14 protein-coding genes are annotated in these 10,909 nt (G+C 39.8%); 1 reads left to right on the forward strand and 13 read right to left on the reverse strand.

What is annotated here, in order from left to right:
- Positions 1-56 precede the first annotated feature (56 nt).
- The 7 genes from G337_RS26575 to G337_RS0117620 form a co-directional block, all read right to left on the reverse strand.
- Positions 57-2,396: a replication endonuclease gene (locus G337_RS26575; protein WP_051303359.1), complete on the reverse strand. Its 2,340-nt coding sequence runs from the start codon at positions 2,394-2,396 to the stop codon at positions 57-59.
- Between the two features lie 3 nt (positions 2,397-2,399).
- The gene (locus G337_RS0117595) at positions 2,400-2,690 is read right to left on the reverse strand and encodes a hypothetical protein (RefSeq protein ID WP_028865054.1); all 291 of its coding nucleotides are present in this window, start codon (positions 2,688-2,690) and stop codon (positions 2,400-2,402) included.
- Positions 2,687-3,091, reverse strand: coding sequence for a hypothetical protein (locus G337_RS0117600; RefSeq protein ID WP_028865055.1), 405 nt, complete (start codon positions 3,089-3,091; stop codon positions 2,687-2,689). Before G337_RS0117600 ends, G337_RS0117595 begins: the two co-directional genes overlap by 4 nt.
- 2 nt (positions 3,092-3,093) lie before the next feature.
- Entirely contained in the window at positions 3,094-3,249 is a 156-nt protein-coding gene (locus G337_RS28935; protein WP_169719637.1) for a hypothetical protein, read from the reverse strand.
- Between the two features lie 96 nt (positions 3,250-3,345).
- Positions 3,346-3,882 (reverse strand): phage regulatory CII family protein, encoded by a 537-nt coding sequence (locus G337_RS0117610; protein WP_028865056.1) that lies wholly within the window; start codon positions 3,880-3,882, stop codon positions 3,346-3,348.
- A 68-nt stretch (positions 3,883-3,950) separates the two neighbouring features.
- Entirely contained in the window at positions 3,951-4,208 is a 258-nt protein-coding gene (locus G337_RS0117615; RefSeq protein WP_028865057.1) for a pyocin activator PrtN family protein, read from the reverse strand.
- 2 nt (positions 4,209-4,210) lie between these two features.
- Positions 4,211-4,405 carry a Cro/CI family transcriptional regulator gene (locus tag G337_RS0117620; RefSeq protein ID WP_028865058.1) on the reverse strand — a complete coding sequence of 65 codons (195 nt, stop codon included), beginning with the start codon at positions 4,403-4,405 and terminating at the stop codon, positions 4,211-4,213.
- A 113-nt stretch (positions 4,406-4,518) separates the two neighbouring features.
- Between G337_RS0117620 and G337_RS0117625 the strand changes: the two genes are divergently transcribed.
- A complete protein-coding gene (locus G337_RS0117625) occupies positions 4,519-5,157 on the forward strand; it encodes a LexA family protein (RefSeq protein WP_028865059.1) in 639 nt (212 codons plus the stop codon).
- Positions 5,158-5,269: 112 nt separating this feature from the next.
- Here G337_RS0117625 and G337_RS0117630 read toward each other — a convergent pair whose 3' ends face one another.
- The 6 genes from G337_RS0117630 to G337_RS0117655 all read right to left on the reverse strand — a co-directional run.
- Positions 5,270-6,256: an HNH endonuclease gene (locus G337_RS0117630; protein WP_028865060.1), complete on the reverse strand. Its 987-nt coding sequence runs from the start codon at positions 6,254-6,256 to the stop codon at positions 5,270-5,272.
- Positions 6,256-7,371 carry a DNA cytosine methyltransferase gene (locus tag G337_RS0117635; RefSeq protein ID WP_037027889.1) on the reverse strand — a complete coding sequence of 372 codons (1,116 nt, stop codon included), beginning with the start codon at positions 7,369-7,371 and terminating at the stop codon, positions 6,256-6,258. The genes G337_RS0117630 and G337_RS0117635 overlap by 1 nt, the downstream gene beginning before the upstream one ends.
- A gap of 341 nt (positions 7,372-7,712) precedes the next feature.
- Positions 7,713-8,636 carry a hypothetical protein gene (locus tag G337_RS0117640; RefSeq protein ID WP_028865062.1) on the reverse strand — a complete coding sequence of 308 codons (924 nt, stop codon included), beginning with the start codon at positions 8,634-8,636 and terminating at the stop codon, positions 7,713-7,715.
- 235 nt (positions 8,637-8,871) lie between these two features.
- Complete coding sequence (locus G337_RS0117645; RefSeq protein ID WP_028865063.1) at positions 8,872-9,951, reverse strand: hypothetical protein; 1,080 nt, start codon at positions 9,949-9,951, stop codon at positions 8,872-8,874.
- Positions 9,952-10,004: 53 nt separating this feature from the next.
- Positions 10,005-10,586: a hypothetical protein gene (locus G337_RS0117650; RefSeq protein ID WP_028865064.1), complete on the reverse strand. Its 582-nt coding sequence runs from the start codon at positions 10,584-10,586 to the stop codon at positions 10,005-10,007.
- 42 nt (positions 10,587-10,628) lie between these two features.
- A partial coding sequence (locus G337_RS0117655) for an integrase core domain-containing protein (RefSeq protein ID WP_028865065.1) occupies positions 10,629-10,909 on the reverse strand: 281 nt, incomplete at its 5' end.

Below are 10,909 nucleotides of genomic sequence, written 5' to 3' on the forward strand. Positions count from 1 at the left end.
AGACTCGAATGCACCACTCATATTTACCTCCAATTAATTAAAGTTTTCCAAACGCATTACCAGTCACCCCATCCAACATCCGTAATTATCTCCTCAACACGAAGCTGCCAGCCTAAATCTGTATTTGATAACCAGGCTCTTCGGCCGTCTGGTATCAAAATTCGCCCTCCTTTCATCACAACCCCTAGCAGATAATCATCAAGATCAACCCCTAGCGGTTCAAACTGCTCAATAACTGCCTGTTCAACTGCTGATTTTTTAACCCGCGTACAGTTATTGACAGAACTCCAAGGGAGAAAACTGTCGTTTTCTTCAAGGTCAAAACCACCTTCTTCCCCGACCTTGCCTATCACCCAGGCGTCGGAGTGCGTAATCATCGTCCGGTCAAAAGATCCAATACCTTTTAACTTATTAACCGTTTCGCCGTAGGCATTACCCACGGGCTTATAAACCATGCGGATAGGGAAAGAGTTACGGGTAGCAAACAAGCCGCCCATGGCATGAATAAACATGCTCCAGTTGTTTGAGTCGGCGGCAATGCGCGCTACCTCTATGGTGTGTTCATCATTTATCAGATCGGTCAATGCGCGGATTTTTGACTGATACTTTTCCCCTTTCTCTTTAGCGGCTGCTTTTTCAGCCTTCACCTGTTCGTTCTGCGGTAAGCGCCTAAGCTCTCGCCATACCGAAACCGAAGGACCGCCTATCTGCTGAAACTGGCGAATGCGCCATGTACTCGCCCAGCCGCAGGCTGCCAATGCGGCTTTATCGGCAGCCGTGCCCGTTTCGTCTTCATCTAACTTGTAACCGTCAATATTCTTAGCAATATATTTAGCGATATAAGCTGTCGCACCGCCCTTTTCTGAGTCCATTCTTTTATATTTAAAGCGGGCTTTTATGCGTTCGACAAGTGCCGCTGTCACATCATTAACAACCGCAGTATCAACCTCTTTTATATAACGGCCGTATTCACCTCTGCCGATAACCAAACTATGCCAGTCACAAAATTCAGCATGCTCTGCATTCAATTCGTGGCGGTCAGTCTGAGTGAAATATTCCGCCAGCATGTAACAGATAACCTGCTCATGCTCCGGCTTGAAAAAAAACAAAGCGTGCCAGTGCGGTGTGCCGTCGTGGTGTGGTTCACAAACGCGAAAACCAAAAAAAGGAATATCCAAGCGCTTTAAAGCTGCGCGGGCTTTGGCCCATACATCAGACAGATACAGCTGGGTTTGCTTAGGAGTGAAACCTGCATATTTACTGTTTTCCTTGGCTTTTTCTTTATTTTTAAGCATGTGGTAAGCGTGATATTTAGAGGGGGCAGTCAAGGTGAAAAAACCACTGATTAACTTGTTTTCTTCCGCAATATCTTGAAAGCCGCGCATACGCACCATCAGTTCATGACGGCGAATGGCCGGGTTAGCCACTGAGCTATTGGCAACATCCAGCATATTTATCTCGTCGCCCGTTTCCTCATTACGCGCCACCATTTTAGACAGCGCCAGTGCACCTGCTTTTTTACGGGCGCGATAGTCACGCAGTCCCGCATCACTTAAATAAATAGAAACACCTTTGCAAACACGGCCATTTAAAATCTGGCAATGTTCGCAAAACTGTCTGTATGCATCATCAATTTTACGAAACCACCAAGCATCATCAATTAACCTTGTCAGTCGAAAACCAGCCAGCTCTTTTGCGACACGCAGTTTATAATCTTCAGCGTTTTCATCTTCGAGCGGTTCAAACTCCTGAGAAGGCGTCAGCACCGTAAAGCCCCACTGTTTAATAAACAGCTCAGCAGCTTCAAAGGCATCAATCATATTTTTGCCTGAATCTGCCGTTTCAACCACGCAGGCCATACACTTCTCAGCCCAAAGTTGTGCCATGCTTTTACGCAGGCCGTCATGCTTTAAATGTTCAATAGGAACAGGGAAAGAAGCCACCGCACATTTCACCATATTAATGCGCTTACGCAGCCAAACATTGCCCTGGTTGGTGCGGCTTTTACTAGCCGGGTTAGCCTGCTTGTGTAATACGTAGTTTTCCCACTTTTTCACATACTGGGCAAAAAGTGAGACAGCCAGCTCAGGCGGTACCGCTTTATGCAGCAGCGAACAGGCCCACTCTTTATCGCGTTCCCATAAACCTTCTGTACCAACATGTGCTTTTTCCAGCACCTTTTTAGGCTCAGCACGAAAGTTTTTATACTTCTGCTCGACTGTCGGCTCCCACGGGTTAAACGACTTCCATAAACCATCCTTGGACGGCACATTATCAAGCTCGTTATCGACATCTAAATCAACGGGGTGATTTTCGGCAGCAGTATCTGCCGGGTAAAGTTCGTCAAAATACTGCTTAGTTAAACCGTAATCTGAAATACCGGGTGTGTTGAACATGCTTTATTTAAAATCCTGAAGTGAAAGACTGCTGAACGGCTTAGCGGCCTGCTCAATGTTTTTAATCGACTTCAGCAGTTTATGGCGGTCTAGTTCATTAAACTTATCCAGCGGCAGCTCAACGTGACGCTGTTTTAATCCTGCAAAGCGGCAAAAGGTTTCACGCACCGACCGCTCTAACTTCTGCCACAGCACACCGCCTCGGCTGGCTTCATCAAACAGGGCATATAACTCAACAATACACTCCTGCTGTGTTTTAGGCGGAGTTGTTTTTAACGCAGCAGCTGTATTCATACCGCCCCCATTGCTAAATCTTTAGCATCCGCAACCAACTCAATTAACAGATCTTCCAATATCTTTAACTGCTCAAGCGAGGTTGGTTTATCTAAATAAATATCCTCAATAAAAACTACATTCGGATTTTTATAATCGGAATCGGCAGGCTGAACACGCACATTGAACTTTTTCACATGCGGTGAATATAAGGTCTGGATATGCAGCACCTCAGCATTCAACATCGCCAGCGTCATAATGGAGTTCACCATGCTGTAAACCGCATCCTCACTTTCATTGTGTATGTGCAATGTCGGTACTGCTTTTATATTGGGATTTGTACCACTTTTAGCAAAAGCCGAATCCATACCCAGTAACATGGCGCGATGGTTTGTCGTTTGATTATTATTTTCTACTCGCATGATTAAACTCCTTTCAGTAACGAACGTTTCTGTGCCGGTAACAAATCAGGTGATACCGCATCAATAAAGGCGCGGCGTTCAAAGTGGCTCAATGCCATGATTAAAATAAACGGGGCTGTTGCACCCATTTTTAAAGCTGTGCTATATTCGTTGGACATAATTAGTACCTATACTTGTTTATGTACGTGATAATCAGAATGGCCGTTCTGGTTATCACACTCGTCTTACTTTCTATTTACTTCCTAGACACTTTCCTACACTAATCCCGGCGCACCATTGGTAATAACAAAGTCTGTTGCCATGGATAAAAACGGCGCTACGCCACTGGTTTTATTTTCTAAATCGTTCATCAGCAGCACTAAATTGCTAACGCTTTGGTGGGCACGCTCTAACAGCTCATTACGTTTTCTCCGAGACAGGCGAGTTTCACCAGCGTTCTCTAATGCAAGACGGGACAGATCACCGGCAAACATGCTGTTTTCTAAAGCGCGTTTTACTAGGGTTTCTTCACTGCTTTGCAGATCTAACTTTGCCCCAACCATATCCAGGCGAAGCAAAAGACTGTTAACGATGCAGTAGTTATTACTCTCTTTAGTGATCAGTATTAAATCTTCTACGGTCAGCCGGTGTGGCTGAGAGGGGTTTAATTTATTGCGCAGTAATGTCGTATTAATTCCCGTGTTAGTTGCAACTTGAAACATATTCTCTTTTTCAGCAAAAGCACTACACGCATTATCAAAAGCCTGCAGGGCAGACTCACGGAAACTGCACATTGAACTAGAAGTAGTCATAATCGATACTCAACTTAACAAAACAAAAAGAATGCGAATCAAACAGAATCGCTACTGGCTGACACCGCTTAGTGTGCCTGTACTGATTGCCATTCCTTTGCGGCGGCTTCATATCGTTTATCAAGATATTCGGCTAAGTCTTCAATCTTAACCATGGTAGGGCTGCGCTCAGAATCACGCAGCTTTACGGTAGGAAAAGGAAGATCACACGCTTTCGCTTTTTGCTCTGCGGTGTTTGGAGTTATGCCCAGAAATTCTTTGCTGATATCTTTTAATGCAACAAAAGGACTTTCAAAACGAGCGAGTAATGCAAAATTTGTATTCATCATTAATCCTTAATTGTGGCTTGCTGGGGAACTACAAAATCGGCTTTTAATGCACCATTGGTGATACGTTCAATTTCAAAGGCACGGCGCTGAGGAACTTCTTTAGGCCACCTAGAAACAGAGGCTTGTTTTACTCCGAGTGCTCTTGCCGTTTTTTCTTGTGTTCCAAAAAAATTAATCACATCTATTTTTTTCATTTCACTATGCCTTATACGTTTAGATATATTATGTATACGCACAACTATACACAAAGATATAATTATAGCTATAGCTATTTGAAGATTTATACTTAAAACTATATATTTCACCTATGAATTTATTAGCTGAAAACATCAGAATTAGAATGAAGCATTTGGACTTAACACAGTCCAAACTCGCTGAACTTGCAGGAACCACGCAAGTTACTATTAATCGCTTGTTGTCTGGAAAGATCAAAAAAACAACGAAAATAATAGAAATAGCTAAAGCTTTAGAATGTGATCCTAATTGGCTTTTAACTGGCCAAGGCTCACCCTCGACTGTTGGATTTGATGCCAACGTGGTCGAAACACACCATAAACTGCAAGGTTCTTTTCCACTCATTTCATGGGTACAAGCAGGCGACTGGTCAGCTATTTCATTAACTGAAATTCACGAAGCAGAGCACTACCCCTGCCCGGTAAAATGTTCAAAAGATACATTTATACTCAAAGTCATCGGCATGAGCATGAACCCGGTATTTACTGAAGGGGAATTGGTTTTTATTGATCCGGATGTTGAGCCAACCAACGGTAAATATGTCGTTGCCCGATTAGATGACGAAAACGAAGCCACCTTTAAACAACTGATCATAGAAAGTGGTCAAAAGTTTTTAAAAGCAGCCAACCCAGACTGGCCCACAAAAATTCAACCCATCAACGGCAACTGCACTATCGTCGGGGTAGTCATTTCAGCATTGAGGTTGTTTTAATAGAAACTAAAGATGTAAATACTGCAGATACAAAAAAGCCCGCTTAGTTAGCGGGCTTTTTGCATCTAAAGGTAAAAATTTATTTGTTCCATACCACTCAACAGCGAATATTCTATATTTTGATATTAACGCCTATAAGCTTAAATAGCTCGGCTTCTGAAGAGTTTCCTCGATGAACATCATCATGACACACGTTACAAAGCGTAATTAAATTGTCTTCTTCATTCTTACCGCCGTTAACGTGATGTTCTATATGGTGAAGCTCTAGGAAATTACGAAGTTTGTCACCACTATTTCTTTTCTCAGGGTTCCAGCCACATTTTTTACAGCAAAAGGAATCTCTAGTTAATACAGCAATTCGAACCGGATCAGGTATTTTTCGATCATGAACTTTTGCCTGACGGTCTTCAGTGAGAATATAGACACCGACAGCCAGTTCAGGCATCCCGGTATTACATGTCATGATAGGCCAGCCCTCTTCTGTTCTTAACTCTCTTACTCTTCGAGCCCATTCAGAGCGATCTTTAGCAAGGTATTTAAGTTCTTCACCAGTGACTTTTTTCCCAATATTTTTTCTAAGATATTCGAGTATTTTAATTTTTACACTTTGATCACTTTTCCGGATCTCATTTGCTAAGTTCCATCGATATGCGGCTTCTATATCTTGCCTGTCTTCAATTAAATAATAGGTATCTGTTTTTACTTTTTTATAATTATCGATATTGGCACATAGATCGCCGTCAGCAACCATATCTTTCAATGCTTGTCCGCTAAGAATAGGCCAGCCCATTTCCTTTCTAAGCTCTCTAATTCTTCTTGCATACTCACTGATGCCCGCGACGATCATTAACTCATCTCCGTGAAGCAGAGTTGCCGGGTATTTTCTCAGATAAGCTAATACTCTACCTTTTGCGGACTCTGCATCCTCTTCATGAATCAAAGAGCTTCCCAAGTCTCTGAGCTGATGGTGTGCAGGCATCAAGCTTTGAACTTGTTCCCGAAGATTGTCTTGATTCAGCTTATGTTCAAAATCTATCAGTAATGTAATTAGAGATTGTCTAAGCTTTTCAGAATCGCTTCGTTTTGATCGTCTGGCCATTATGCTACCTTTTTAGACTTTCCCATCATTCTCTTTGATAGTAAATTAGCTGTAAAACTTGCTATTGCTCCAGCAAAAGTTGGCGGAACAGCATTTCCTATTTGTTTTGCAATCTCTATCTTAGTGCCGCTAAATTCAAAGCTGTCTGGAAAAGACATTAACCTTGTAGCTTCTCGGTGAGAGATTGGTCGATCTGCAGAAGGATGCAGGTATCTTCCTTTCTCGGGTTTAAAGAATTCAGTTCGAATTGTTACAGACGGGCGATCCCACCATAGCCGACCGAAAAGATCGGTGCCACCAGACTTTTTTTTAATCCAGCAATTCGGCGTAATATCAGGACGGTGTTTTTGAAGATCAAACCTATTTCCTCCAGGAGGAATAACTTTATACCTTTCCTTACTCATCTCGGTTGGATTTCTACCAAAGTGTAAATTCAAAGGGGCAGGATCATTTTTTCTTATCTCTGTACCTTTTGTTTCTCTAGGTAAATCTCCGATCGCTTCTTTTGTTGTTACCCAATTTGGTAAGCCAGTATCTTTGCCTGGTGCACTATGCGTCGGAGCAGGTGGAAATGGCTCAAGTGAAGATAAATCGAATTCAGAAACTTTGACCCCTATTGCAATAGTTCGTTTTCGAGTCTGGGGAACTCCGTAATCAGCTGTATTCAAAACTTCCGGCTGCAATAGTTCAAAGCCCATTTCTCGAGCACGACAACAGATATCATCGAACTCAGGACTCTTTAATAACCCTGAAACGTTTTCCATAACAAAAATTGATGCGCCAGATCTCTCGACGATATCCAGATAAGGTTCCCAAAGAGCACGACGATGATCTCCCTGGCGTTTCTTATTCAAAAGACTAAAACCTTGGCAAGGTGGACCACCAATAACGACATCGGCAGCAGGGACAGTATTTTCTTTAACCCACTCTTCAATATCTGCATGTATACAGTGATCGTCATTTCCAAAATTCAGGTTATATGTATCAACGGCAGCACGCTCGTTATCTATAGCAAATATACTTTCGAATAGTCCGCTGTATCTTTTGTCGACAAACCCTAAAGTCATGCCTCCAGCGCCGCAGAATAAATCTATTAGCTTGTATTTGTCTTTCATCTTCAGTTCTATCTAATTAATTGAGGCAATGTAGATTAAATATACTGTACTTATGAACAGCAGTAAAATATAAGAATCTAATTTTTGCTCATTCTACAGGCATGTATACCGCTGAGAACAGGATTTAATTTTCTTTTTGTTTGAGCGGTGAGGGATAAATACGAGGGAAATAAGGACACCCAAGAATTTTAAAATCATAACGTAATGATTTTAAAACTATTGGGTGTGGATGCTCTAATTTACTGTGTCATCTACTTTTCTGAAAATTCACAGATCAAGACCTGATACGAATGTTTTTAAATCGAGCTGGCCATGCGTTGTAAATCGGGTTGAATTATTAATTAGGATTTTACTGCGTCCCAAACTATAGCACCAACTGAATCCACTTTTCCCTTCGCTCGCTGACTAAGTTGATATATACCATAGTCATACTTCTCGTCCACTAAAACAGATTGGGTAGATATATGTTGTAACTTTTGGTCTACAGAGGATGGTTTCAACGCTACGTTAGGATGCCCGGCGTACTTCGTGGAAGGATATATCAAGCCATCAAAAGGGGCAGAAAGGTACTTTTTCCCAATAGCTGAAGAAACATCATAGAGTGTATCTGAACCAGGGCTAGTTAGTACATCAACCATGAAAGCATCACATAGCTGCATTGCTATTTTCCCTTCGGGACAAATGGCTGATAGAAACTTTTTGTATAGCTCTCTGTCTTTAGTGTCCGTATAAAATGGATCCGGCACACCTCTTCGAAAGTAATCATTAAGGCCTAATGGTTGAAGTGTTAGGTATCCGTAAGTATTTGGACAGGTTTCGCTAAAGAGTATATTAAAGGTTTCACCTTCACTTGATCTGCACTCAGCTAAAGCTGTCAACACACTATTATTGTTAGATAGTAGACTTGCATAAAATAAGGATTCTCCACTTTCATTTATTCTCCCTTTACTAACAGGGATTTCAGAACCTATCGGAATATAAGATAACCTAGACACATTGCTATACGTGCAACCGCTCGTTTCTGAATATCTTACTGCTCGAGTAAAACCTATTTTTTGCTTCAAAGGCAAACATATAGGTTGTACATAAACGTAATAAGATAGCTGATCTACTAAGTCATATCTTTCATCGCAAGAAAGTACCTGTTGACGATTTATATGACATTTCAATTTTTTAATTATATTTACAACTGTATTTAAAGTTTGATTTGGATTGCTATTCAGCCTAATAGCCATTATTTCTATCGCATCTTCAATTCTTCCCATATCACCTATCACCTATCATCTATCATCTATCATCTATCATCTATCATCTATCATCTATCATCTATCATCTATCATCTATAATAATCCTAGCGCTTTGCTAAGCCACTTCATTTTGAGGGGCAGGTATTTAATCTTGCCCAATGCCTTTTATCTACTTTTATGAAAATTCAAAACTAAAGACCTGACTCGAATGGTGTAAACTAGTAGGCATAGGCTTGTTCAATACCTATTCATATTAGTTAAAATTTGAATGCCCATTCACTAGATCAATTAGCATTAAATCGAGTAATGACGAAAGCCAAGAAATCTCACTTTCTTCTTTAGTTAATGACGTCAACCTGAAACTAGAGTCGACTTTTTCGGCATGAACTGACTTATTTCGAACGAAATACATATATTTAATGCACAGCGTAGCTGCAAGATGGGGGTTATTTACAACCTTATTATCAATTTTGTCATTCAAATGCTTGACAACTTCGTCATAAAAACCTTCATTTTTAAGAAGCAATTCTCGTACAGATAATGTACTTTTGTTTATTTCTGCCAATCTATAATCATCGTTAGCCAAAATGAAATCTTTATAAAGTTCAGGTCGTTTTAGGTTAGAAAAATTATTGTGTATAAATTTTACCCACCTTAACTTTTCTCTCACCACTTTAGCATCTAATTTAGCAACTTCATTTAGAATCAAAGGATAGTTTGCTGGAAAGGATATTACGTTTTCACGCATAAAGCATAATCGACTAAACTCACTTGCGTTGCTGCTACCTGCGGCCTCTCTATAGATAGCGTTAAATGCTTTCCACTTTCTCTCAAAAGCGTCATAAATACTCTCAGAGCAAAAAGATTTAACCAAGTGAGTCATTGCTATTAAGTGAGCATGACCTCTAGAAGTTTCCTCAAATATAACTTCTAATGCTTTTCCATTTACTTTTTTTAAAATTGACAAATCATCGTTATTTTTAACAATCTGATTTATTTCGCCATTTTTGATATCGCTATTGCTTTTAAGCTCATCATCATAAATATAATCAATAGATATATTTATGATTTCCAAAGCTTTTCCCACTTGGCTATAAAAATATACTAAAGACTTCACTATCTGGGTATAAATAGCACTGTTGTAATTTTCGAATACACCTGAAATATCTAACCTGTTACTCCGATGAGCAGTAATCTCTATTTTATTCTCAAAAATCTCAAAAAGATCCTTATAACTTTTTGAAAATGGATATGGTACGCTTTCCTTACATACCAACTTGCTTTTATCATAATCAAAGTTAATGGTTATAACGTATTTATGTTTCCTGGCCACTTTTTCTCCAAAATTAAATGTCTAATAGCTTTATAAATTTTGATGGTTCTTAATTAACTCTGTCTTAGTTCTTGTAAAACAAATAAATTTAAAGCGGCTATAGACTCCGTAATCTTGATACACATCATTAAGTATTCTTTATATGTCATGCTGACAGGTGTTCCGTTATTTTGATTAAAGCTAATCTTAGATTTTTTAGGGTTATACTTCATATGATTATGGAATGAGGCATTTCTTAGGTGGTTATCATAGCAAGCACTTATTTTATTTAGATTATCATTGCTATCAACACAACGAAGCTTGTTTCCATTACCATTTTTAACAAACTTATCAAGTGAATCCATTTTCTCAAATTTATGCGGATCACCTCGTTCAATTAAATTATTTATCCCCGCTGGGATATACAACATTTTGGCTAAAGATTCATAAGCAGAACTGTAATATTTTTTAGTTCGATTAAAATCAGTTGAAGTAACTTTGATCTTATTTGGGATTTCTAACCCTCTATTCAGATATGTGAATACTTGCGAAAACTCACTGAAAAGGTCAAGAAATTCTTCGAATGAATCATGATTATCAATATTTTGATTATTGTTAAACTCAATAAGACTTGATAAGACAGAAATGGATCCCATTGACTGGACACACAACCTAGTTTCTTAAGTGATCAACCCAAGTTATGTGGCGAACCTTTGTCTTGCAAAATAAACCTGATCTGGTGTTAGGTTGTCAAGACTCTGATGGTATCGCTGCTCGTTATAAAACACTATATAGTTACTAATTTCAAGCTCTGCTTCCTTTGGCGTTTCATAAGCCTTTAAATATACCTCTTCATATTTCAAACTCCGCCAAAATCGCTCGATCATCACATTGTCAACCCAGCAACCTTTTCCATCCATACTAATCCGGATTTTGTGCGCTTTTAATTTGGCAGTGAATTCATTACTAGTGAACTGAC

Source organism: Psychromonas aquimarina ATCC BAA-1526 (genome assembly GCF_000428725.1).
Taxonomy (GTDB): Bacteria; Pseudomonadota; Gammaproteobacteria; order Enterobacterales; family Psychromonadaceae; genus Psychromonas; species Psychromonas aquimarina.

Excerpts from the sequence above, each read along its gene's own strand:
- G337_RS28935 (WP_169719637.1), bottom strand. The coding sequence starts at position 3,249 with ATGTCCAACGAATATAGCACAGCTTTAAAAATGGGTGCAACAGCCCCG.
- G337_RS0117635 (WP_037027889.1), bottom strand. The coding sequence starts at position 7,371 with ATGAAAGACAAATACAAGCTAATAGATTTATTCTGCGGCGCTGGAGGC.
- G337_RS0117640 (WP_028865062.1), bottom strand. The coding sequence starts at position 8,636 with ATGGGAAGAATTGAAGATGCGATAGAAATAATGGCTATTAGGCTGAAT.
- G337_RS0117630 (WP_028865060.1), bottom strand. The coding sequence starts at position 6,256 with ATGGCCAGACGATCAAAACGAAGCGATTCTGAAAAGCTTAGACAATCT.
- G337_RS0117650 (WP_028865064.1), bottom strand. The coding sequence starts at position 10,586 with ATGGGATCCATTTCTGTCTTATCAAGTCTTATTGAGTTTAACAATAAT.
- G337_RS26575 (WP_051303359.1), bottom strand. The coding sequence starts at position 2,396 with ATGTTCAACACACCCGGTATTTCAGATTACGGTTTAACTAAGCAGTAT.
- G337_RS0117595 (WP_028865054.1), bottom strand. The coding sequence starts at position 2,690 with ATGAATACAGCTGCTGCGTTAAAAACAACTCCGCCTAAAACACAGCAG.
- G337_RS0117600 (WP_028865055.1), bottom strand. The coding sequence starts at position 3,091 with ATGCGAGTAGAAAATAATAATCAAACGACAAACCATCGCGCCATGTTA.
- G337_RS0117610 (WP_028865056.1), bottom strand. The coding sequence starts at position 3,882 with ATGACTACTTCTAGTTCAATGTGCAGTTTCCGTGAGTCTGCCCTGCAG.
- G337_RS0117620 (WP_028865058.1), bottom strand. The coding sequence starts at position 4,405 with ATGAAAAAAATAGATGTGATTAATTTTTTTGGAACACAAGAAAAAACG.
- G337_RS0117615 (WP_028865057.1), bottom strand. The coding sequence starts at position 4,208 with ATGAATACAAATTTTGCATTACTCGCTCGTTTTGAAAGTCCTTTTGTT.
- G337_RS0117625 (WP_028865059.1), top strand. The coding sequence starts at position 4,519 with ATGAATTTATTAGCTGAAAACATCAGAATTAGAATGAAGCATTTGGAC.